General features: G+C 34.9%; 25 protein-coding genes and 1 other annotated feature. All 25 genes read left to right on the top strand.

Translation table 11 applies throughout. The features are described 5' to 3' along the window. The first annotated feature begins 210 nt into the window (after window positions 1–210). The 25 genes from dnaJ to BMX10_RS11270 all read left to right on the top strand — a co-directional run bounded on the left by dnaJ (window position 211) and on the right by BMX10_RS11270 (window position 22,668). Complete coding sequence (gene dnaJ, locus BMX10_RS11385; RefSeq protein WP_090444064.1) at window positions 211–1,347, top strand: molecular chaperone DnaJ; 1,137 nt, start codon at window positions 211–213, stop codon at window positions 1,345–1,347. Window positions 1,348–1,555: 208 nt separating this feature from the next. Beyond that, window positions 1,556–2,509 (top strand): 50S ribosomal protein L11 methyltransferase, encoded by a 954-nt coding sequence (prmA, locus tag BMX10_RS11380; protein WP_090444061.1) that lies wholly within the window; start codon window positions 1,556–1,558, stop codon window positions 2,507–2,509. After that, on the top strand, window positions 2,502–3,260 hold the full coding sequence (locus BMX10_RS11375) for a 16S rRNA (uracil(1498)-N(3))-methyltransferase (protein WP_090444058.1): 759 nt from the start codon (window positions 2,502–2,504) through the stop codon (window positions 3,258–3,260). Before prmA ends, BMX10_RS11375 begins: the two co-directional genes overlap by 8 nt. Before the next feature lie 3 nt (window positions 3,261–3,263). Next, the gene (mtaB, locus tag BMX10_RS11370) at window positions 3,264–4,574 is read left to right on the top strand and encodes a tRNA (N(6)-L-threonylcarbamoyladenosine(37)-C(2))-methylthiotransferase MtaB (protein ID WP_090444056.1); all 1,311 of its coding nucleotides are present in this window, start codon (window positions 3,264–3,266) and stop codon (window positions 4,572–4,574) included. Between the two features lie 72 nt (window positions 4,575–4,646). Then, window positions 4,647–4,994 (top strand): histidine triad nucleotide-binding protein, encoded by a 348-nt coding sequence (locus tag BMX10_RS11365; protein ID WP_090444053.1) that lies wholly within the window; start codon window positions 4,647–4,649, stop codon window positions 4,992–4,994. Window positions 4,995–5,123: 129 nt separating this feature from the next. After that, on the top strand, window positions 5,124–5,306 hold the full coding sequence (gene rpsU, locus BMX10_RS11360; RefSeq protein WP_090444050.1) for a 30S ribosomal protein S21: 183 nt from the start codon (window positions 5,124–5,126) through the stop codon (window positions 5,304–5,306). Window positions 5,307–5,329: 23 nt separating this feature from the next. Next, window positions 5,330–5,773: a GatB/YqeY domain-containing protein gene (locus tag BMX10_RS11355; protein ID WP_090444047.1), complete on the top strand. Its 444-nt coding sequence runs from the start codon at window positions 5,330–5,332 to the stop codon at window positions 5,771–5,773. A 157-nt stretch (window positions 5,774–5,930) separates the two neighbouring features. Beyond that, entirely contained in the window at window positions 5,931–7,046 is a 1,116-nt protein-coding gene (locus tag BMX10_RS11350; RefSeq protein ID WP_090444044.1) for an endonuclease/exonuclease/phosphatase family protein, read from the top strand. 247 nt (window positions 7,047–7,293) lie between these two features. Next, entirely contained in the window at window positions 7,294–8,589 is a 1,296-nt protein-coding gene (locus tag BMX10_RS11345; protein ID WP_090444041.1) for an NfeD family protein, read from the top strand. Between the two features lie 11 nt (window positions 8,590–8,600). After that, on the top strand, window positions 8,601–9,611 hold the full coding sequence (gene floA, locus BMX10_RS11340) for a flotillin-like protein FloA (protein WP_090444038.1): 1,011 nt from the start codon (window positions 8,601–8,603) through the stop codon (window positions 9,609–9,611). Between the two features lie 41 nt (window positions 9,612–9,652). Continuing rightward, window positions 9,653–10,165 carry a hypothetical protein gene (locus BMX10_RS11335; protein WP_090444034.1) on the top strand — a complete coding sequence of 171 codons (513 nt, stop codon included), beginning with the start codon at window positions 9,653–9,655 and terminating at the stop codon, window positions 10,163–10,165. A 152-nt stretch (window positions 10,166–10,317) separates the two neighbouring features. Further along, window positions 10,318–10,593 (top strand): sporulation protein YqfC, encoded by a 276-nt coding sequence (gene yqfC / locus BMX10_RS11330; protein ID WP_090444032.1) that lies wholly within the window; start codon window positions 10,318–10,320, stop codon window positions 10,591–10,593. 12 nt (window positions 10,594–10,605) lie between these two features. Continuing rightward, entirely contained in the window at window positions 10,606–11,802 is a 1,197-nt protein-coding gene (gene yqfD, locus BMX10_RS11325) for a sporulation protein YqfD (protein ID WP_090444029.1), read from the top strand. 42 nt (window positions 11,803–11,844) lie between these two features. Next, window positions 11,845–12,777 (top strand): PhoH family protein, encoded by a 933-nt coding sequence (locus BMX10_RS11320; RefSeq protein ID WP_090444263.1) that lies wholly within the window; start codon window positions 11,845–11,847, stop codon window positions 12,775–12,777. 44 nt (window positions 12,778–12,821) lie between these two features. Further along, window positions 12,822–14,936, top strand: a complete 2,115-nt coding sequence (locus BMX10_RS11315) for an HD family phosphohydrolase (protein ID WP_244272702.1) — start codon at window positions 12,822–12,824, stop codon at window positions 14,934–14,936. Next, window positions 14,920–15,375 (top strand): rRNA maturation RNase YbeY, encoded by a 456-nt coding sequence (gene ybeY, locus BMX10_RS11310; RefSeq protein WP_090444026.1) that lies wholly within the window; start codon window positions 14,920–14,922, stop codon window positions 15,373–15,375. The genes BMX10_RS11315 and ybeY overlap by 17 nt, the downstream gene beginning before the upstream one ends. A gap of 16 nt (window positions 15,376–15,391) precedes the next feature. Further along, on the top strand, window positions 15,392–16,090 hold the full coding sequence (locus tag BMX10_RS11305; protein ID WP_090444022.1) for a diacylglycerol kinase: 699 nt from the start codon (window positions 15,392–15,394) through the stop codon (window positions 16,088–16,090). Window positions 16,091–16,115: 25 nt separating this feature from the next. Continuing rightward, a complete protein-coding gene (locus BMX10_RS11300) occupies window positions 16,116–17,195 on the top strand; it encodes a DUF3048 domain-containing protein (protein ID WP_090444018.1) in 1,080 nt (359 codons plus the stop codon). A 31-nt stretch (window positions 17,196–17,226) separates the two neighbouring features. Continuing rightward, window positions 17,227–17,637: a cytidine deaminase gene (locus BMX10_RS11295; protein ID WP_090444015.1), complete on the top strand. Its 411-nt coding sequence runs from the start codon at window positions 17,227–17,229 to the stop codon at window positions 17,635–17,637. Window position 17,638: 1 nt separating this feature from the next. Beyond that, window positions 17,639–18,526 (top strand): GTPase Era, encoded by an 888-nt coding sequence (gene era / locus BMX10_RS11290; protein WP_090444012.1) that lies wholly within the window; start codon window positions 17,639–17,641, stop codon window positions 18,524–18,526. 108 nt (window positions 18,527–18,634) lie between these two features. Next, window positions 18,635–18,796: a hypothetical protein gene (locus BMX10_RS18025; protein ID WP_170834791.1), complete on the top strand. Its 162-nt coding sequence runs from the start codon at window positions 18,635–18,637 to the stop codon at window positions 18,794–18,796. A 31-nt stretch (window positions 18,797–18,827) separates the two neighbouring features. Further along, on the top strand, window positions 18,828–19,568 hold the full coding sequence (gene recO / locus BMX10_RS11285; RefSeq protein WP_090444009.1) for a DNA repair protein RecO: 741 nt from the start codon (window positions 18,828–18,830) through the stop codon (window positions 19,566–19,568). Window positions 19,569–19,587: 19 nt separating this feature from the next. Continuing rightward, on the top strand, window positions 19,588–20,091 hold the full coding sequence (locus tag BMX10_RS11280) for a DUF4342 domain-containing protein (protein ID WP_090444006.1): 504 nt from the start codon (window positions 19,588–19,590) through the stop codon (window positions 20,089–20,091). A gap of 60 nt (window positions 20,092–20,151) precedes the next feature. Then, window positions 20,152–20,325: a binding site (T-box leader), on the top strand. 57 nt (window positions 20,326–20,382) lie between these two features. Then, the gene (locus BMX10_RS11275; RefSeq protein ID WP_090444003.1) at window positions 20,383–21,780 is read left to right on the top strand and encodes a glycine--tRNA ligase; all 1,398 of its coding nucleotides are present in this window, start codon (window positions 20,383–20,385) and stop codon (window positions 21,778–21,780) included. Between the two features lie 249 nt (window positions 21,781–22,029). Further along, window positions 22,030–22,668, top strand: a complete 639-nt coding sequence (locus BMX10_RS11270) for a transcriptional regulator CcpN (RefSeq protein ID WP_090444257.1) — start codon at window positions 22,030–22,032, stop codon at window positions 22,666–22,668. Window positions 22,669–22,673: the final 5 nt, after the last annotated feature.

Raw genomic sequence — 22,673 nt, 5'->3', positions numbered from 1 at the left:
TCAACAAAATCTAGACTGTTGGAAAGCTCTGTTAGTATCAAGTCAGGGAAGAAGATGGAGATTTTTCAACAGTCTAAGGACACCTTAGGGTGTCCTTATGCTTACATAGCTGGAGGAAATAAGTTGATTTAGTTATGAAACTGAAATATAATGGATAAAGGCAAAAAGCCCAACCGACCGTAATCAATGTAGGAGAAAGGCGGTGAAAAGGTGAGCAAAAGAGATTATTATGAAGTTTTAGGTTTAGATAAAAACGCCAGTGCAGAGGATTTGAAACGAGCTTACCGAAAGCTAGCTATGAAGTATCATCCTGACAAAAATCCGGGAGATACAAAAGCTGAAGAAAAATTCAAGGAATTAAATGAAGCTTATGAAGTACTAAGCTCTCCTGAGAAAAAGCAAAGATATGATCAATTTGGTCATGCAGGTGTAAACGGTGCCGGCGGTGGTGGTTATGAAAACTATGGTGGATTCGGCGGTTTTGAAGATATTTTTGGAGATATATTTGACATGTTCGGCGGCGGAGGAGGTTTTTCTTCAAGAAGGAGAAGTGGTCCTCAAAAAGGTGCTGATATAAAATATGAGCTCAGTATTACCTTTGAAGAAGCAGTTTTTGGGACAGAAAAAACAATAGAGTTCCATAAATACGAAAACTGTCATACTTGCAATGGCAGTGGTGCAAAACCTGGTACTTCAAAGAAAACCTGTGATCAGTGTAAAGGAACGGGCGAAGTAAGGTATGTTCAAAGGTCGCCACTAGGGCAAATCGTGAATGTAAAGGCCTGTAGTCAATGTGGTGGTGAAGGACAAATTATAGAAAAACCTTGTTCAACCTGTAATGGAAAAGGCAAGGAAAGAAAGCGCAAAAAAGTCAAAGTGAAAATCCCGGCGGGTGTAGATCACGGTTCTATCATACCTTTAAGAGGAGAAGGAGAACCAGGAACAAAAGGCGGCCCATATGGTGATCTATATGTAGTGCTAAGGGTTCAACCACATAAGATTTTTGAAAGAGATGGCTATGATATATTGTGCGAAATACCTATTACCTTTGTTCAGGCGGCATTAGGAGAAGAACTAGAAGTTCCTACAATAGAAGGAAAAGTTAAATATAAAATCCCAGAGGGAACACAAAGCGGTACTATCTTCCGATTGAAAAACAAAGGCATACAAAATCCTAAAGGCTATGGAAAAGGAGATCAGTATGTTAAGGTAGTGGTAGAGGTACCAAAGAATTTGACAGAAGGTCAAAAAGACATACTGAAGCAATTTGCTTCTGAGAGTGGAGAAGAGATTCACCAAAACAGAAAAACATTCTTTGATAAAGTAAAAGATGTATTTGGAGTTTAATCAAATCACTCTGTTATCTAGCATAAAATCACTCTATTATAGAGTGATTTTATGCTAGTCATCTTTATTTAAAAGTGCCTTTCACTCCTATCATAAATACAAAAATATATAAAAAGATAGAAGGTATTCTAGTAAATATTGGTATTTACTAGAATACTGGGTATAATACCATTAGGAATTAGGGATATTATTTAAGGGATGTGATGTGATGGAATGGATTGAAGTATCAATCAAAACTACTACTGAAGCGGTGGAAGCTGTGGCAAACATATTATATGATGCTGGGATTGCTGGCGTAGTGATTGAGGATCCCAACGACTTAAAATTAAGGGAAAAAGATGAAAATACCTGGGACTATATTGATGAAGCTATTTTTGAAGGCAAGTATGAAGGCGCTATTGTAAAAGGATATTTGCCAGAGGCTCCAGATTTAGTAGACAAAATAGAATTAATCCGTCAATCAGTGGAGATTCTTCCAGAATATGGCCTTAATATTGGTATTGGCGAGGTAACTACTCTTGAAGTTCATGAAGAGGACTGGAGTCACTCATGGAAAAAATACTATAAAACCACACCAATAGGAAAAAATATTGTCATCAAGCCAACCTGGGAGGACTATCAAAAGAAGGATCATGAAATCATTATTGAAATGGATCCAGGGATGGCCTTTGGGACAGGCACCCATGAAACTACGATGATGTGTATCATGGAATTAGAAAATTATGTAAAAAACGACGTTGCTGTTTTTGATGTTGGCTGTGGCAGCGGTATTTTAGCAATCACTGCTGCAAAGCTTGGAGCTAAAAAAGTGATGGCCATTGATATTGATGAAGTAGCAGTTAGTGCTACTACCAATAACGTAAAACATAATAATGTTGAGAATATAGTAGATATACATCAAGGGGATTTAATGGGAATTGTCACTGAAAGAGCCGATGTAATTGTGGCAAATATCATCGCTGAAATCATTGTATTATTAAGCAAAAACATAAAATCCTTTTTAGTAGATGATGGATTTTTCATTGCCTCAGGAATTATATTAGATAAAATAGATTTTGTTAAGGAAAACTTAATTGACGCAGGTTTAGAAATCATTAAGGTGGAGACCATGGGTGAATGGGCAGTTATCGTCTCTGCAGCAAAAGGTGAAGGGCATGAATAGATTTTTTGTTTCTCCTACGGATATTGATTTATTAACTAAAGAAATCAGTATTTCTGGAGAAGATGTTAAGCATATAACCAAGGTACTTCGATTGTCCAATGGTGATTTGATAGAAGTTTGTGATGGAGAAGCCTTTGAGTATATTGCAGAAATAAAAAATATATCAAAAAATCAAGTAATCCTGTCTATCCAAGAACAATTGTCATTAAAACGTGAGGCCCCTATAGATGTAATTCTTTATCAATCCATACCGAAAAGTACTAAAATGGAATTAATCATTCAAAAAACTACAGAAATGGGGATAAAAGAAGTTGTTCCAGTGATGACAGAGAGAACTATTGTTCAATTTAAGGACAAGAAGGATGTTGAAAAAAAGATAGATCGATGGCAAAAGATCTCTGCAGAGGCAGCGAAACAAAGTAAAAGAGGAAAAATTCCGTCGATACATCTACCTATTCCCTTACATAATACCATAATACATGCAAAAGAGAATGATTTAAACATCATTGCTTATGAGAAAGAAGATGCTACTGGACTAAAAGACATAATAGCTGCTTTAGAGACTGAACATATAAAGAGAATTGGCATATGGATAGGTCCAGAAGGTGGATTTACAGAAGAAGAAATACATTTAGCAACAAAGAATAATATAAAATCTATTACTTTAGGTCCCAGGATACTTAGAACAGAAACAGCTGGCTTAGCTGCATTAAGTATTTTGATGTATGCGTTGGGAGATTTAGGGGGTTAATCTGTGAAAACAGTGGCTTTTCATACTTTGGGTTGCAAGGTAAATCAATATGAAACCCAGGCGATGGGGGAATTATTTGAAAATAAAGGATATACTCTTGTAGATGATACTGAGGTGGCTGATGTATATGTTATCAATACATGTACTGTAACCAATATAGGGGATAAAAAGTCACGACAATTTATCCGGAGAGTAAAAAGAAATAATCCTGATGCCATTATAGCTGTTGTTGGCTGTTATGCTCAAACAGCTCCAGAAGAAGTGCTGGAGATTGAAGGGGTAAATATTGTAATTGGCACAAACGATAGAAATCGAATTGTACAACTTGTTGAAGATTCTAAGATTAATGAAAAGGTAAATTTGGTTGATGACATTATGAAGGTAAAAGAATTTGAAGAGATGACCATAAAAGATGTTAAGGAGCAAACAAGAGCTTTTTTAAAAATTCAAGAGGGCTGTAACCAATATTGTGCTTATTGTATTATTCCTTATGCTAGGGGACCAATAAGAAGTCGTAAAAAAGCAGACATTGTGAAAGAGGTTAAAAGTCTTGTAAGTAGTGGTTTTAAAGAGGTGGTATTAACAGGTATACATGTTGCCTCCTATGGTAAAGATTTAGACGGAGAAGACACATTGATAGAGGTATTAAAAGAAGTCAATGCTATTGAGGGGCTTGAACGCATTAGATTAAGCTCTCTAGAACCTACTCTTTTTACAGAGGATTTTTTACAAGAGCTGTCAAAACTACATAAGCTATGTGAACATTTTCATTTATCACTACAAAGCGGCTGTGATAAAATCCTGAAAAAGATGAATAGAAAATATACCACTGGAGAATACAGAAAAATTGTCCAGCGAATACGAAGAGTTTATCCCAAAATAGCCTTAACAACTGATATCATTGTGGGATTTCCAGGGGAGACACCATCGGATTTTGAAGCTACCTATGACTTTGTAAAGGAAATAGGATTTAGCAGTATTCATGTTTTTAAATACTCCCCAAGAAAAGGAACTCCTGCTGCCACCTTTAAAGAACAGGTGGATGGTAAAACAAAGCATACAAGAAGTGAAAAGCTTATTTCCCTAGGAGAAGAGCTACGAAAAGAGTACTACCTACAATTTGTTGGGGATACAAAGACAGTGTTATTTGAAACGGAGACTAAAGATTTAAAAGGATATATGGAAGGAAATACCGATAATTATCTGAAGGTGGTAGTAAAAGGAGATCAATCCCTTGAAGGAAAAATTTTAAATATTAACTTAGAAAGCTTTCAGGGGGAATATATGATGGGCAAAATTATACAAAATTCATAAAATGAAAAGGAGTTTTGTGCTTTCCGTTGAATACTATATATAGTATAAAGCTATTGGATAAGGAGGTGTATTATGTCTGAATGCATCTTTTGCAAAATTGTAAAAGGAGAATTACCAACTAAATTTCTATATGAAGATGATAAGGTGGCAGCTTTTCAAGATATCAACCCCGTAGCACCTAATCACATATTGATTATCCCCAAGAAACATATAGCCTCAATGGTTGAGGTTACAGAGGAGGATACACAAGAAATACTACCTTATATATTTAAGGCCGCACAGCATTTAGCTGAAGAATTTGGTATGGACAAGGAAGGCTTTAGAATAGTGAATAATTGTGGTGCTAAAGGAGGTCAAACAGTAGCACATCTTCATTTTCACCTATTAGGTGGGAGGCAAATGTTATGGCCGCCAGGTTAAAAATTATATTGCATAACACTTATTTTTAATGTATAATAACAAAGTATTGTATTATCCCACTTGCAAATATAGCGCTTTATAGCTATAGATAAAGCACAGCGGGTGCTCGCGGAGGGAGGGAGAAGTAAAATGTCAGAAGTGAAAATTAGAGATAATGAGTCATTAGATAATGCGCTTCGTAGATTTAAAAGACAATGCGCAAAGTCTGGGGTGTTATCAGAAGTAAGAAAAAGAGAGCATTATGAAAAGCCAAGTGTAAAACGTAAGAAGAAGGCTGAAGCTGCTCGTAAAAAAAATAATAAAAGATTCTAATTAAGTAAGTAGAGGTGAAAAATATGTCCCTCAAAGAACGATTAACTAATGACCTTAAGGAAGCCATGAAAAACAAGCAACAGCTTCGAAAAAATGTTATTACTTTGATACGTTCCGACATAAAACAGACAGAAGTAGATAAAAGAGTGGAGCTTCAAGACCAAGATATTATCGAGATAGTCTCAAGACAACTGAAGCAGAGAAAAGACGCTGTAGACGAGTTCCAAAAAGGTGGTAGGGATGATCTTGTCCAGGAAACACAAGAGGAAATTAGTATCCTACTAGAATACTTACCAGAGCAGATGTCTGAAGAAGAAGTAGCCAATGTTGTAAAGGAAACTATATCTGAAATAGGTGCTAACTCCATGAAGGACATGGGAAAGGTAATGGCAGCTGTCATTCCTAAGGTAAAAGGCAAAGCCGATGGCAAAATAGTTAATCAAATTGTTAAACAACAATTACAATAAAAAATAACCCGGAGTATATCCGGGTTTATTTATTTTTTTGCAGGGTGTTTTATTTACAACAATTGGATACTATTTTTTAACAAGTAATTAGATAAATAAGCTTATCTCTATGTTATAATAGAACTACTTATAATATTCTGACAAAGGGGTAATCATCATGGTAAAAAACAGAAATGTATTCATTATTTTTACATTAGCACTATTTTTTCTATTGGGATTTACCCTACAAATCAATACATCAGCTACTGGAGAAATAAAGGCTGTAAAATATATACAATCAGGAATGGTTTCTCATATAGAAATTATTACTGATAGAAATATGGAAAAAATAATTCTTGAAGGCTTTGATTCTGAAGGGGAAATGACACACTTTTTAAAGCTAGAAGATTATGTTACTAAAAACAATCCAGAGTTAAATAGGAATATTTTTTATATTACAAATAAAGTACAGGCAATAGAAAAAATTCAGGAATTGATTTTAATCAATGGTGGCAATATAAGACTACCTATAGAAATACAAGAAATTGAAGTAGATTCAAATCTACAAACGATGGAATATACTATGGATAAAGGTAGTGTAAATACATTGAAAATTATGTCTTATAATGTACATCATGGAAGAAATCTGTATGGGAGATACTCTTTAGATGAAATCGCTGAAGTGATTAGAACCAGTGACGCTGATATCATTGGCTTACAAGAGCTTGATAATGGCGTAGTACGTTCAAGGTTTCAAGACCAAATAAAATATTTAAGTGAAAAACTATCGATGGAGTATGTCTATGGCTATAACTTTAACCTATTGGGCGGTATGTATGGCAATGGAATATTGAGTAAATACCCTATAGAAAGCTATGAGAACCTGTATTTACCCAGTGGTAGAGAACAAAGGGGATTATTAAGTGCTGTTATAAATGTAGAAGGTAAACAATTAAACTTCTTAGTGACTCATTTAGGGTTAAATCAACAGGAAAGAAAAGGGCAAGTTAATACAATTAGTAAATATTTAGAAACTCTTCCTCATCAGAAAATTCTAGTAGGAGATTTAAATGCTAGACCCAATAGTGAAGAAGTACAGCTTTTATCTAAGGAATTGTTAGATACAGCCCATGCTGTTGGAAAAGATGCTGAGCCAACCTTTGATTTACCCGTATTGTCTGGAAGAATTGATTATATCTTTTTAGATCACAAGATTCAACTAAAGGATTATAATGTAATAAAAAGTAGAGCATCTGATCATTATCCTATTACAGCCACGATAGAGCTAGAATAATTTTGATTCCTAAGATCCAGTATCCTTTTGTATTTTGTATGCATTGGGACAACTGGATTTTTAAGTTTCATAAATAAAATTTTACCATTACTTTCATAATAAAAGTTTAAAATGCTTGATAATTGAATATATATATTGATAGATGAATTCATTATATTACAAATAGATTACATTAAAAGATTTTTCCAGCAATGAATATAATTATGATCTAAATAATGTTATAATGGTTTAAGAAAGAGGTGATAAGGTGAAGAGAAAATGGCTTTATATGATAACGATTGTTTTACTTTTTTCCATCTTACCGTTTCAAGCTTTTAGTACCAACGAAACGAAAAATGTTTATGTAATTCCAATAGAAGGTGAGATAGGTCCAGCAGTATACGAATATGTAAAAGGAAGTATAGCAACTGTAGAAAAAGATCCTAATGCTGTAGCTATTATATTTAAAATAGATACCTATGGAGGAAGAGTGGATTCTGCTGCTAAGATCAGTAGACTTATGTTAGATACACAATTAGAAACCATAGCTTTTGTCAACACAAAAGCAGTATCTGCAGGAGTATTACTAACAATTTCTGCTGATACTATTGTTATGGCTCCCAGCAGCACAATTGGGTCAGCTGAAACCATACCAAACACTGAAAAAATACTATCTGAATGGACCAGTTCCCTCAGATCCGTCGCTCAAGAACAGGGGAGAGATCCTGAGCTGGTGGCTGCTATGGCAGATGCCAGTATAGAAATACCAGATGTAGTTGAAAAGGATAGATTGCTAAATCTTACAACACAGGAAGCAAAGGAATTAGAATTTATAGATTACGTAGAGAGAGATATCACTGAAATTTTGCAATCAGCTTCAATAGATTATACAGACATTATAGAACTACAAATAGCCACAAGAGTAAGATTGGCTCAAACCATGACTAGCGCATATATAGCTCCTATTCTATTAACTCTGGGCTTTGTAGGGTTATTGATGGAAATATTTACTGCAGGTTTTGGAGTAGGAGGTACCGTCAGCTTTGTTTCCTTTGCCCTCTATTTTGGGGGTGCTATATTAGCGGGAAATGCTGGAGTAGCAGTACTAATGGTTTTTTTAGTGGGAATTATCCTGCTATTGATAGAAGCCTTTGCTCCAGGATTTGGCATACCAGGCATTGGAGGGATCATTGCCATAATCATTAGTATTGTTATGGCCTCCAATAGTGCTACCAGTGCTGTTGTTTCTCTGTTTATCTCCTTTGTATTGACGATTATTGCTTTTATACTGATACTAAAGTATGCTCCTAGAAGTAAGCATTTTGATCGTATTATATTGGGAACCCAAATGAAGAAGGAAGAGGGTTATAGTGCCACCAATAAATACAGTCAATATGTTGGGTTGGAAGGGATTGTAGTTACTTACCTTAGACCAGCAGGATCTATAGACATCAATGGAGAATTATTGGATGTTGTTTCTGAAGGAGCTTTTATTGAAGTTGGAAGCAAAGTAAAAGTTATAAAGGTAGAAGGCAGAAGAATTATTGTTAAAAAAATTAATTAGGAGGGTGAATTATGACAGTTGTACCAGGATTTGTTTCAGTAATAATCATCATAGCAATTGCCTTTGTATTGCTATCAATTTTATTAAGCTTTATTCCAGTAGGACTATGGATAACAGCGTACTTTTCAGGAGTAAAGATTGGGATCTTTACGCTGGTTGGAATGCGTTTCAGAAGAGTATTACCAATCCGAATTGTGAATCCTATGATAAAAGCTACCAAGGCGGGCTTAGATTTAAACATCGACAAGCTTGAAGCCCACTACCTAGCTGGAGGAGATGTTAACAAGGTAGCAGATGCACTGATCGCTGCTCAAAGGGCAGATATCAATCTAGAATTTGAAAGAGCAGCAGCTATTGATTTAGCTGGTAGAGATGTATTACAGGCGGTACAGGTAAGTGTTAATCCTAAGGTTATTGAAACACCAAAAATTGCCGCTGTAGCAAAGGATGGTATCGAAGTGATGGCAAAGGCCAGAGTTACTGTTCGAGCCAATATAGAAAGGCTAGTTGGTGGAGCTGGAGAGGAAACCATCATTGCAAGGGTAGGGGAAGGTATCGTAACTACTGTAGGTTCTGCCGGTACCCATAAGGATGTTTTAGAAAATCCTGATTTGATTTCGAGAACTGTACTAAGCAAAGGCTTAGATGCAGGAACAGCTTTTGAAATCCTATCGATAGATATCGCCGACATTGATATCGGTAGAAATATTGGTGCTCAATTACAGACAGACCAAGCTGAAGCAGATAAACGTATCGCTCAAGCCAAGGCAGAGGAAAGAAGAGCTATGGCTGTTGCCAAGGAGCAAGAAATGAAGGCAGCGGTTCAAGAAATGAGAGCGAAGGTTGTAGAAGCTGAAGCTGAAGTACCAAAAGCTATGGCTACAGCCTTGAGAGAAGGAAATCTTGGGGTGATGGATTATTACAATATGAAAAATGTATTAGCAGATACCAATATGAGAGAAGCTATTTCTGATGTAAATAAAGGAGCAGACGGTAAAGAATCCAAGGATAGAAAGAAATAAGAAGTTAGAAGCCGCCCTTTAAAAAAGGATGTGATGAAGCTGTGGAAAGTATTGTTATATTTATCATGATTGCTATAGTAAGTTCTTTTTTTAAGAAGGACAAAAACCAGAAAAAAACTTCTAGGCCACAAAGACCAGCACCAGGCTTAGAAAAGCCAAAGGGTGAAGTTTATAGAGGGAGATTAGGGGATTTAGTAAAGGAACTAAAAACTGATTTTGGTGACGTATTTAATGAAAAATCTACACCGGAAGAAATGGAAGAAGATACAAAAAAATATGCGGATGAAGCACCTGATCATGAGATTAATTATGAGTACAGAGGCTATGAGCAAGAGCATCCATACCAGCAGCCTGCTGATAGCAATAACAAGAAAGAAAGCTATAGCGCAAATAGAGCTAAGGCACCTAAAAAGCAAGTACATGCAGCTACAGTATATGACAATGAAATAGGTGATGATACCGCAGGCTATGATATAACTTTTGACAAAAAAACCTTATTGCAAGGAATTATTATGTCAGAGGTTTTGGGAAAACCAAAGGCTTTAAGAAAATAGAATATTATGCTTAAAAAATTCAGCAACCACGCGTATGAACCAATACGTTATGGGGGCTGTTTTTTTGTATATAACTCCCTTGAATCTTTAAGAAAAAGGTCTACACAAAAATTTTGAAGCATAAAAATTGTATATATGGGGAGGTGTGCCAAATGAAAAAAAATCAGGAAATTAAAAAAAGCTTAGCAGAAATTTTAGAGCTACCCAAGGATATCGTATTAGACATACCTAAAATCACAATGGTTGGTAATCTCCAAATATATATAGAAAATCATAAAGGCATTATAGAATATACCAATAATCGAATAAGGATTAGTACCAAAAGTGGGGTCCTGAGAATTCTAGGAAAAAACCTCCTTCTAAAGAATATTGTTCTAGAAGAAATTGTTATAGTAGGGGAAATTGTACAGGTAGAATTTACGGATTAGGGAGTGGTTTCATTGTTAATACTAAAGCTATGGAATTATATTAGAGGCTATGTTATTATTAGGATAGAAGGTTTAGCATTAGAAAAGTTTATCAATATGTGTATAGCTAGAAACATATATCTATGGGATATTACAAGGATTAATTATACAACATTAGAGGCAAAGGTAGGCATTAGGGGTTTTAAAGCTATAAGGAAGCTTACTAGGAGAGCAGGATGTAAAGTGTACATATCCCAAAAAAACGGATACCCATTTTGGTTTAGTAAAATGAAGAAAAGAAAAATGCTTATACTAGGAGCATTTTTTTCTTTAACTATAGTACTAATATTATCCAGCTTTATTTTGGTTATCGAAGTCACTGGAAATCAACAGGTTTCTAAGGAAGAAATCGTAAATGCATTAGAAGAATCCGGACTAAAGATTGGTGTTAATAAATATTTTCTTAACCTGAGAGAAATAGAAAATAATTTACTGATAAATATACAAGATTTAACATGGATAGGTATAGAACTAAATGGAATACATGCTAGAATAGAAGTTGTAGAAAAAATTGCACCACCGCCTAAGTTAGAAAAAGATGTTCCTTGTGATGTAGTGGCTAAAAAAAATGGGGTTATAGAAAAAGTGATTGCTAGAAGTGGAGATGCTGTTGTTGAAAAAGGGGACATTGTTTCTGAAGGGGACCTTTTAATAACGGGCATTGTAGAAAGAGAAGCTATGGAAAATCCTTTATATCTTCACGCCTATGGGGAAGTATACGCAAGAACCTATTATGAAGCTCATGATACAGTAGAATTAGTAAAGGTGAGAAAAGAAAAAACAGGTGAAAGATTTACCAGAAGAGTGATAAGGATAGGAGACATAGAGCTGGCTCTAAGTCGAGGGGTTAATCCTTACCAAGTTTTTATTCTAGAAAAAACATCAAAAAAGCCTATCCAATGGAGGAATAAAGGGCTACCCGTCGAAATTATAACAGAGGAAATATATGAGGCTATAGAAATTGAAGAAACTGTAGACATAGAACAGGCTAAAAATCAATTACATGAAATGCTAGTAGAAAAGCTGCTGGAGGAAATACCAGAGGAAATGGAAATCTTTAATAGTAATTCGGAGTATGTCATTAAAAATAATATTTTGCATGGGAATGTGATTATTGAGGTTTTAGAAGATATAGGAGAACAAAAGAAACTACATATTGAGGAGGATTAGTCTTTGGAAAAGATACGACAAAAAAGAATTTTGGTGCAGGATATGAACTTTGCTAGGGAGCTTTTTGGAAATTTTGACGAAAATATTAAAACGATAAAAAAGCATCTTAAAATAGATATTATCTCTCGAGAAGGTGAAATCATATTAATTGGTGAAGAAGAAGATTTGCAGATTGGAGAAAGATTAATTACAGAATTACAAAAAATGTCCAATAAAGGCGAGAACTTAAACCTACAAAATGTAACCTACATCCTTACCATGCTGATGGAGGGTAAGCAGGATAAAATAAAGGATCTGATAGGAGATGCTGTTATCATAACAGCCAAGGGAAAACCTATCAAGCCTAAAACCATAGGACAAAAAAAGTATCTTGAAGAGATCAGCAGTAAGGATTTAACCTTTGGGGTTGGCCCAGCGGGAACAGGGAAAACATACCTAGCAGTGGCTATGGCGGTAAAAGCCTTTAGAAATGAAGAAGTGAACCGTATCATTTTAACCAGGCCTGCTGTAGAAGCTGGGGAAAGCTTAGGTTTTTTACCAGGAGATTTAAAGGATAAGGTGGACCCATATTTAAGACCGCTATATGATGCATTGTTTGATGTTTTAGGAGTAGACAAATTTCAAAAGTATATGGAGCGAGGACTTATAGAAGTAGCTCCTTTAGCCTATATGAGGGGAAGGACATTAGACAATTCCTTTATCATATTGGATGAAGCGCAAAATACAACGAAGGAACAAATGAAGATGTTTTTAACTAGACTAGGTTTTGGGTCTAAAGCAGTTGTAACTGGAGATATTACACAAATTGATTTGCCAAGAGGTAAATTTTCAGGATTAAAGAATGCTGTAGCGGTGTTGAAGGATATACATGAAATAGGTTTCTGTTTTTTAACAGAAAAGGATGTTGTAAGGCATCAATTGGTACAAAAAATTATAAAAGCATATGATATAGCTGAAAATAAGAAAGATAAGTGAGAAGAATAAACTAATCCTCAAGTAAAAAATTAGGAGGAAATACAATGAAACTTTATAATAAGTTGATAGACAAGCTTTCAAATAATTTTATTGGAAAGATTTTTAAAATGAGAAGACTGCAATACATTCTTTTTGCCATTATCTTTTTTGTCAGCATATTTTCTGTTTTAACCCTTAACCTTAAGCCGGAGAAATTTGACTTAGCTTTAGGTCAAAGAGCACCTGCTGATATATATTCACCTAAGGATATTGAAGATAGATGGGCTACTCAAAAACTCAGAGATGAGGCTTCAGAATCTGTGGAATTGATATACAGCTATGACACAGGTGTTCATATAGAAGTAAAAAGAGAGATAGAGAGCTTTTTTCACTTGGTTTACGAGATAAGAAATGATGAAGAATTGACACAAGAAGAAAAGATGTCTGTTTTACAAGAAGAAAACCATCTAAATCTAGAGATAGAAAACTTGGATGTTGCATTAGCAACGTCACTAGAAAAAGTAAATTATTTAGAAACCTATATCTACGAAATTATTGCTCAGAGTATGAATGCGGGTATCAAGGTAGAAGATCTGCAAAGCGAGAAAAGCAATATAAAAGAATATATTTTACTTTTAGAGGATTTTAATCCTCAGTTACAGGATTTAGCTATAGCAGTAACCCAGGCTACGATACGACCCAATATGTTTTTCGATATCGAGGCTACAGAGCAGCTTAGAAGACAAGCAGTAGAAAGTGTTGAAAGAATTATGATTAAGAAAGGTGATGTAATCCTAAAGGAGGGTAACATTGCTACATTTGATAGACTGGAGTTATTAAGAGAATTAGCTATCCTGACGGATGATAGTAAAGTAGATGTAATGCTATACTTGGGAATAGCTGCTATTGTTTTGGTACTACAACTATTATTACTAGCATATATATATGTGTTCAATAAAGAGATTTTTAATCAGATCGATAAGCTTTATTTAATCTTTATCATTATGTTTGGCACCCTGATTATAGCCAATGGACTGGCTAATATTTCTATCTATTTAATGCCAGTTGCAGTGTCAGCTATGCTGTTGGCAATACTTATAGAACCACGAATTGCACTATTAGTGAATCTTTGCCTAACGATATTGATTAGTATTATTACTGGTAATGATATCATTTTTATTACAATGGCAATTGTAGGGGGAATCGCAGGAGTTTTCACAGTAGTTAATATGCAACAGAGGGCTACGATTTTTGTTTCAGGTGCTGTCGTGAGTCTTGCTAATATTATAACTATAATAGGTATTGGATTTATTCATAGTAATGAAGTAGTTAATGTACTGATGTTTGGTTTTTATGGAGTTTTAAATGGGCTCATATGTTCCATACTAACAGTAGGTACATTGCCTCTGTGGGAACACATTTTTAGGGTGGTTACACCTTTAAAGCTAGTAGAATTATTTAATCCTAATCAACCCTTACTAAAGAAGCTTTTGATAGAAGCACCAGGAACTTATCATCATAGTATTATTGTAGGGAATTTAAGTGAATCAGCTGCTGATGCCGTAGGAGGCAATTCATTATTAGCCAGGGTGGGAGCCTTTTACCATGATATCGGTAAAATAAAAAGACCTTACTTTTTTAAAGAGAACCAGCTTACATCTGAAAATCCTCATGAAAACATTACCCCCTCTTTAAGCAGTTTGATTATCACTGGGCATGTCAAGGATGGGATTGAGTTGGGGAAGAAGCATAAACTTCCTCCAGAGGTGATGGATTTTATCCATCAGCACCATGGGGATACATTAGTAGCATATTTTTATCATAAAGCAAAAAACAGTGAAAATGGTGAAAATATTGATGAACAAAGCTTTAGATACAGCGGCCCAAAACCATGTACCAAAGAAACTGCCATCGTTATGCTGGCGGATTCTGTTGAAGCTGCTGTTAGAAGTATTTCTAGTCCCTCAAAGGATAAAATAGAAAAGCTCATTCACAAGATTGTACAGGAAAAGCTAGAAGATGGACAATTAGATGAATGTAATTTGACCTTAAAGGAGCTAGAGATTATCAAAAAAACCTTTGTTAAAGTTATGCAGGGGATTTTCCATGAAAGAATTGAATATCCTGATAATGATATTAAGGAATTGAAGGGAAGAAAAGCTTATGGAACTAGTAGTTGATAATAGACAAACAAATGTAGAAATAGAAGAAGAAGTTATCATAACACTTGAGAAAGCAGCAAAAGAATCTTTAGCCTATGAAGGCTGGGACCAAGATTTTGAAGTGAGTCTCTCCCTAGTAGATAATAAAGAGATCCAGCAACTGAATAAAACCTATAGAGATAAAGACTGTCCTACAGATGTATTATCCTTTCCTATGATGGATGATGATGACCCTGTTATGGAAGAAAAAATATTGGGGGATATTGTGATATCAGTAGAAAAGGCGGTAGAGCAAGCAGAAGAGTATGGTCATAGTTTTCTAAGGGAGATGACTTATTTAACTGTCCACAGCATGTTTCATCTAATGGGCTATGATCATATGGATGAAGAAAGTACAAAAGAAATGAGGCTCAAGGAAGAAGCTGTATTAACAAAGCTAGGGGTAAACCGAGGATAAAAGAGGGTATATTAATATGAAGGTTAGAAAACTCATTGAGAGCTTTAACTTTGCTTTTGAGGGGATTATTTATGCCCTCAAAACTCAAAGAAATATGAAAATACATTTTTTTGTATCCATAGCTGTATTAGCCTTAAGTCTATTTTTTGACTTAACTCGGATAGAAATACTTATATTGTTTCTGACGATATCCATAGTAATTATTGCAGAAATGATTAATACTTCTATTGAATCAGCAATTGATTTGATTACAGATAAGTATCATATATTTGCAAAGATAGCAAAAAATGTAGCTGCTGGTGCAGTCTTAATCGCTGCTATCAACGCGATTATTGTAGCCTATTTACTTTTTTTTCATAGGATAAATCCGTATAGTCATATTGTTTTACATCGTGTAAGACAATCTCCAATTCATATTACCTTTATTGTATTAATTATTACAATTTTTTCTACTATAGCATTGAAAGCGTATTTTGGGAGAGGAACCCCTGTACAGGGAGGAATGCCTAGTGGTCATGCAGCCATAGCTTTTTCTTTAGCTACAGCCATAACATTTATTACTGAAAATATGTTTATTGCTACATTAGCAGTTTTAATGGCGTTATTAGTCTGTCAAAGCAGAATCGAAACCAAAATACATAACTTTCTCGAAGTATTAGCAGGCGGCATACTAGGAATAATAATAACGATTATTCTTTTCCAAATAACTGGATAAATCATTCCAAAAGGGGAGAAAATAAATGAACTTTAAAAAGATCATCTCAGGCATTCTACTGATCAGCATAATTATTACTTTCTTAGGCTGTAGTAGAAAAACAGAAGTAAAAGAAGAAACCAATATCCCTATAGAAGTTGTAGAAACAGAGGAAGAAATAGTAGAAGTGTCCTATGAAGGATTAGCTATAAATCCATTGACAGGACTATGGATTGACGAAGAAGCTGCCAAAAGAAGACCCGTGGCAGTCATGATTAATAATATAAAGGTAGCCCTGCCTCAAAGTGGCATTTCCCAAGCAGATATTATCTATGAAACCTTGGCAGAAGGCAATATTACAAGATTAGTCGCAGTATTTCAAGATTTTGATGCTGAAAAAATAGGACCTATTAGAAGCACCAGACATTATTATTTGAATTTTGCTTTTGATCATGATGCTATCTTTGTTCATCATGGAGGCAGTCCACAGGCCTTTGAGGCAATAAAAAACCTAACGCCAGCCAACTTAAATAGTTTATCCTATTTAGAGAGTATCATGGCTTGGAGGGACCCAGTAAGATCTAGAAAAAGAGGAATGTATGAACATAGCCTCTATACAAGTGCAGAAGGAATAATGAAGGCATGGGAAACTGTGGGTTATAGAAGTGAGCCGAGAGGAGATCTACCATCTAAGCTTAACTTTGCTGAGGAAGAATGGATACCGACAGGAGAAAAAGCAGAAACTGTTGTTGTTCCATTTTCAAAGGATTATATATCAACCTATCAATACGACAATGATACACAAAGCTATAAAAGATACCAGTTAAATGATGCCCATATTGATGAAAATAATAATCAACAGCTAGAGGTGAAGAATCTTATTATTCAATATGCTAATATAAGAGTAATCCCAGGAGATACGGAGGGACGAAGAGATATAGAGTTAATTGGCAGCGGCAATGGGGTATATATTACTAATGGGAAAGCCATTCCTATAACCTGGAGTAAAAGTGCCCATAATGCACCTACTCAATATCGAGATGCTAATGGGAATAAGTTGAAGCTAAATAAGGGGAAAACTTGGATTTCTATATTCCCTAATAATAGAGAAATAGAGCTGCAATAGTATAGCTGATGATTAAAAGGGAGGAACCATAATGAGCTATAGTCAGTTAATCGCAAAGGCTAGAGAAGCACAAAAAAAAGCATATGTACCTTATTCAAACTTTCCAGTGGGTGCTGCACTCCTTACGAAATCAGGAAAAATTTATACAGGATGCAATATTGAGTGTGCTTCCTATGGGGGAACCAACTGTGCTGAAAGAACGGCTATCTTTAAAGCAGTATCAGAAGGTGATAAGGATATAGAAGCAATTGCTGTAGTAGGGGCTACTGATGAATATACCTTTCCCTGTGGTATATGTAGACAGGTAATTGTAGAATATGGTAAGGATATTAAGTTAATCATTGCAAAAACAGAAGAAGAGTATAAACTATTTACCATAGATGATTTATTACCTAACTCCTTTACACCTGAAGATTTAGATAAACCGAAAGGATGTTGTTAAAATGGTATTCAAATCAGGCTTTGTCACCATTGTAGGCAGACCAAATGTAGGGAAATCAACATTAATGAATAGAGTGATTGGGGAAAAAATAGCCATTATGTCAGACAAACCTCAAACCACTAGAAATAAAATACAAAGTATATATACAGAAAATGATTTTCAGATTATTTTCATTGATACCCCTGGTATCACTAAACCAAAGCACAAACTAGGGGACTATATGTTAAGAGCTGCTAGGGAAACCCTAGGAGAAGTGGATGTGATTTTATTTGTAGTAGATGACAGTCTCAGTATTGGAGCTGGAGATGCTCATATTATTGAAGAACTTAAAATGATAAAAACTCCAGTAATTTTAGCAATCAATAAAATTGATAAAATTACTCAAGAACAGTTCAATCAGATCTACGAGAAGTATAAAACTATGGATATTTTCAGTGATATCGTTGGCATATCTGCCTTGGAGGGAGCTCATCTGCAGGTACTGATAGACAAAATAATAGATTTTCTTCCAGAGGGACCACAGTATTTCCCAGGTGATATGATTACAGATCAACCAGAACGAGTAATCGTAGCAGAGATTATTAGAGAAAAAATACTGCACTACACCCATGAAGAGGTTCCCCATGGAGTAGCTGTGGAAACTGCTATGATGAAAAAGAGAGAAGGAAAAGATATTGTAGATATACACGCTACGATTTATTGTGAAAAAAAATCACATAAAGGTATTATTATTGGAAAACAAGGAAGAAAACTAAAAGGTGTAGGAAAGAGTGCTAGAGAAGACATCGAAAAACTTTTAGGGTCCAAGGTTTATTTAGAACTATGGGTAAAAATCAAAGAGGATTGGAGAAATAATCAAAATACTTTGAAAACTTTGGGGTATGAGTAAAGAACAATTACATTATTTACAATGTATAGAAGTCTCCTGATTACTAAAAATAAGATAGGAAAGCTATTTTTATAGCACCTAAAATATATAGTGAAAGGGGACTACATTATGCTAAATAAAAAAATGTGGGATATATTTAAAAACACTGGAAATATTGAGGCGTACTTATATCACAAAAAATATAATGATTCACAAAAAATCAATAAAGACTATAAAATAGGATCAACAGAAGTGGATTTATTGGAGGAAGTAAAAATCAACTCAATATAATGAAGGGTTTAAATAATAGGAGATTTGGATAATGCTTGTGAAAACTGAGGGTTTTGTATTGAAAAGCAAAAAATATGGGGAATCTGACAGTCTTTTAATTATATTTACTAGAAAACTTGGGAAAATAAATGCTATAGCCAAAGGCGCAAAACGACCCAAGAGTAGCCTTATCGCTGGCGTTCAGCCGTTTTGCTATAGCGACTTTCTTCTTTATAAAGGAAAGAGTCTTTATACTGTCAGCCAATGTGAACCAAAGGAAATATTTTATAAGCTGAGGGAAGATGTAAAGAAGTTATCCTATGCAGCATATTTAGTAGAGCTTGTGGAGGCTACCGTTAATGAAGGACAGACCAACAATCGCCTGTTTAATCTTCTTGGGAAAACCTTGCATCTATTGACCCAATCAGATATAGAGATGAATACCATTATACGAAGCTTTGAAATGAATTATTTAAACTACTGTGGATTTAGGCCAGAATTATATCAATGTGTTAGTTGTGGCAAGAAAGAATCAAGCAATTGGCGTTTTAGTTCACAGGAGGGTGGGGTATTATGCAACCTATGTTTTAATCAGGACCCCTATGCAATGAAAATATCTGATATTACTCTCCGATTAGCAAAGTATCTACAATCTAGAGATATAGTAGAGATTCAAAAACTAAAAATAAGTGATTCCTTAAATGAAAATCTAAAAAGAATATTAAAGCATTATATTTTAGTACATATTAATAAATATGACTTCAAAAGTATTGAATTAGCAGATAAATTGTAAAAAAAGGAGAGGATAAGAAATGGATATTAATCTTGAAAAAATTGACATTATTAGAGAAAGAACTGGAGTATCTTATAAAAAGGCGAAGGATGCCTTAGAAAGCGCAGACGGAAATGTTGTAGAGGCGTTGATTGCATTAGAAGAGGAATCCGATAGCAAATGGACAAAAAATATGAGCATGGCTGGCAATGAAATGATTGAAAAGTTGAAAAAAGTCATAGAAAAAGGAAACGTTACTAGAGTCATTTTAAAAAAAGACAACGACGTAATACTAAATATTCCAGTTACCGCAGGAGCTATTGGGGTTGTATTGGCTCCGCTAGTTTCTATACTTGGCATCTCTGCTGCATTGGTAACAAAGACAAAAATTGAAATTGTTCAAAATGATGGAAAGATTTATGACCTAAATGAAATAGCAGAAGAAAAGGTAGACGAGTTTAGGAGCAAAATGAAAGGAAATCCTACTGATCAAGAGACAGATGATATTTTAGATGATCTTGATGAAAGTGGTTCAGACTTTTAATAAAATCGCTATTGACAATATTATCAATATTTGATACATTTTATAGTAAATTAAATACTATCATTAGCTATGAAAAAGAAGAGTAATTGATAAAAATACTCAAGCGAGCTGGAGAAGGTGGAAGTCCAGTGTAGATTATCAATGAAGGGCACTTTTGAGCTAAGAATCTCAAAGTGGATACATTTATGTATCAACTAGGGTGGAACCGCGGAAGAAGAGTCTTTCGTCCCTAAGGTTATTAGGGATGGAGGGCTTTTATTTTTTTAGAAAATTTTAATAGGAGGAGATACTATGACAAAGGAAAAAACAATGGAAAAGATTGTAGCATTGGCAAAGGCTAGAGGTTTTATATTTCCTGGTTCAGAAATATATGGAGGATTGGCCAATACATGGGATTATGGTCCTCTTGGAGTTGAACTGAAGAACAATGTAAAAAAAGCATGGTGGAAAAAATTTATTCAACAAAGTCCTTATAATGTTGGATTGGATTCAGCCATACTGATGAATCCTAAAACATGGGTAGCTTCAGGACATGTTGGAGGCTTTAACGACCCATTAATGGATTGTAAGAAGTGTAAGGCAAGATTTAGAGCCGATAAGCTCGTAGAAGACTATTTGAAAAAGCAAGGGGAGGACATTGACGATATCAGTGTAGACGGTTGGAGTAATGAAAAAATGAAAGCCTTCATTGAAGAAAATGCCATAGACTGTCCAGACTGTGGTGCCAATGAGTATACAGATATTCGTCAGTTTAATCTAATGTTTAAAACCTTTCAAGGGGTAACGGAGGATACTAGTACACAAATATATCTAAGACCAGAAACTGCTCAAGGTATTTTTGTTAATTTTAAAAATGCTTTAAGAACCTCTAGAAAAAAGGTTCCCTTTGGTATAGGACAAATAGGAAAATCCTTTAGAAACGAAATCACCCCAGGTAACTTTACCTTCAGAACTAGAGAATTTGAGCAAATGGAATTAGAATTTTTCTGTAAACCAGGAGAGGATTTGGAATGGTTCGATTATTGGTTAGACTTCTGTAAAAATTGGCTTATAAATCTAAATATGAAGGAAGACAATATAAGACTAAGAGAGCATACTGAAGATGAGCTTTCTCATTATAGTAATGCTACTGTAGATATCGAATTTAGGTTCCCATTTGGATGGGGAGAGCTGTGGGGGATAGCCGATAGAACTGATTATGATTTAAAACAGCATAGTGAGCATTCTGGAGTAGACTTTACCTATCAGGACCCTATAACAAATGAAAAATATGTGCCTTACTGTATAGAGCCTTCCTTAGGCGCAGATAGAGTAACCCTAGCCTTTTTAGTGGATGCCTATGAAGAAGAAGTAATTGACGAAAAGGATACCAGAGTAGTATTAAAGCTACACCCTGCACTATCACCTTATAAGGCAGCAATATTTCCACTAACCAAAAAACTTAAGGAAGACACTTTAAAACTGTATGAAAAGTTATCAGATAAATACATGGTTGATTATGATGAGGCAGGAAGTATTGGAAAAAGATATCGACGACATGATGAAATAGGAACCCCTTACTGCATTACTTTTGACTATGACTCATTAGAGGATCAATGTGTAACCGTAAGGGAAAGAGATAGTATGCAACAGGAAAGAATCGCTATAGATAAATTAGAAGAATATTTAGAGAAACGATTGAAGTTCTAGTACACCATTATTTTTCACTCAGAGTTTAAGATATCCAGCTAGATGATTGAAAAACCCCAACCCAGCACCTCAAGGTATGACTTTATACACTGTGGCAGCTGGGTTTTCTAGCACATTGAATTTAATAAAGACTATTCAATAGTGTAAATTTTTAAGAATAATTGCAAAATAGTATAGCAAAACTAAGTAGAATATGATAAATTGTTTATAAAGTATAACACATATAAAAATAGAGTAGCACATAAAGAGGTGATACATATAGAGTTTACAGGTAGGCAAAATAAAATAGTAGAAATAGTACAAGAAAACCAACCAATTACAAGCCAAGAAATAGCGGCAATGTTAAAGCTTACAAGAGCTACATTAAGACCAGATTTAGCAATACTTACAATGTCAGGTGTACTGGATGCAAGACCGAAGGTAGGATATTTTTATACAGGAAAGCCTCATGCAAACTTACTAGCACAATCTGTAAAGAATACCAAGGTTAGAGATATTATGTCATTACCTACAGTGGTTACAGAGGATATGTCTGTATATAATGCTATAGTTACAATGTTTTTGGAGGACACAGGAAGTATTTATGTAGTAGCCAAGGAAGGGCTGGCCGGAGTGGTATCGCGAAAAGATTTCTTGAAAAATGCCATTGGCGGCGTTGACATAAACAAAGTGCCAGTGGCTATGATTATGACGAGGATGCCAAATATTGCTACCGTTTATCCAGAGGAAAGTATTTTGGAGGCAGCGGAGAAAATTACAAGCCATGAGGTAGATAGCTTACCAGTAGTTGAAAAGGTAATGATTGATCATAAAGCAAAGCTAAAGGTAATAGGAAAGATATCTAAAAGCAACATTACCAGATTATTTGTAGAATTATGTAAAGAGTAGGAGGA

This window comes from Natronincola peptidivorans (assembly GCF_900111615.1).
Lineage (GTDB): Bacteria > Bacillota > Clostridia > Peptostreptococcales > Natronincolaceae > Natronincola_A > Natronincola_A peptidivorans.
Note: the sequence above shows the minus strand (reverse complement) of the source record. Positions and strands in the feature narration are given on the sequence as shown.

Excerpts from the sequence above, each read along its gene's own strand:
- floA (WP_090444038.1), top strand. The coding sequence starts at position 8,601 with ATGACAGTTGTACCAGGATTTGTTTCAGTAATAATCATCATAGCAATT.
- yqfC (WP_090444032.1), top strand. The coding sequence starts at position 10,318 with ATGAAAAAAAATCAGGAAATTAAAAAAAGCTTAGCAGAAATTTTAGAG.
- BMX10_RS11275 (WP_090444003.1), top strand. The coding sequence starts at position 20,383 with ATGACAAAGGAAAAAACAATGGAAAAGATTGTAGCATTGGCAAAGGCT.
- rpsU (WP_090444050.1), top strand. The coding sequence starts at position 5,124 with ATGTCAGAAGTGAAAATTAGAGATAATGAGTCATTAGATAATGCGCTT.
- BMX10_RS11305 (WP_090444022.1), top strand. The coding sequence starts at position 15,392 with ATGAAGGTTAGAAAACTCATTGAGAGCTTTAACTTTGCTTTTGAGGGG.
- BMX10_RS11295 (WP_090444015.1), top strand. The coding sequence starts at position 17,227 with ATGAGCTATAGTCAGTTAATCGCAAAGGCTAGAGAAGCACAAAAAAAA.
- BMX10_RS18025 (WP_170834791.1), top strand. The coding sequence starts at position 18,635 with ATGCTAAATAAAAAAATGTGGGATATATTTAAAAACACTGGAAATATT.
- BMX10_RS11365 (WP_090444053.1), top strand. The coding sequence starts at position 4,647 with ATGTCTGAATGCATCTTTTGCAAAATTGTAAAAGGAGAATTACCAACT.
- BMX10_RS11300 (WP_090444018.1), top strand. The coding sequence starts at position 16,116 with ATGAACTTTAAAAAGATCATCTCAGGCATTCTACTGATCAGCATAATT.
- ybeY (WP_090444026.1), top strand. The coding sequence starts at position 14,920 with ATGGAACTAGTAGTTGATAATAGACAAACAAATGTAGAAATAGAAGAA.
- recO (WP_090444009.1), top strand. The coding sequence starts at position 18,828 with ATGCTTGTGAAAACTGAGGGTTTTGTATTGAAAAGCAAAAAATATGGG.
- BMX10_RS11280 (WP_090444006.1), top strand. The coding sequence starts at position 19,588 with ATGGATATTAATCTTGAAAAAATTGACATTATTAGAGAAAGAACTGGA.
- BMX10_RS11350 (WP_090444044.1), top strand. The coding sequence starts at position 5,931 with ATGGTAAAAAACAGAAATGTATTCATTATTTTTACATTAGCACTATTT.
- BMX10_RS11375 (WP_090444058.1), top strand. The coding sequence starts at position 2,502 with ATGAATAGATTTTTTGTTTCTCCTACGGATATTGATTTATTAACTAAA.
- BMX10_RS11315 (WP_244272702.1), top strand. The coding sequence starts at position 12,822 with ATGAAACTTTATAATAAGTTGATAGACAAGCTTTCAAATAATTTTATT.
- prmA (WP_090444061.1), top strand. The coding sequence starts at position 1,556 with ATGGAATGGATTGAAGTATCAATCAAAACTACTACTGAAGCGGTGGAA.
- BMX10_RS11355 (WP_090444047.1), top strand. The coding sequence starts at position 5,330 with ATGTCCCTCAAAGAACGATTAACTAATGACCTTAAGGAAGCCATGAAA.
- era (WP_090444012.1), top strand. The coding sequence starts at position 17,639 with ATGGTATTCAAATCAGGCTTTGTCACCATTGTAGGCAGACCAAATGTA.
- BMX10_RS11320 (WP_090444263.1), top strand. The coding sequence starts at position 11,845 with ATGAACTTTGCTAGGGAGCTTTTTGGAAATTTTGACGAAAATATTAAA.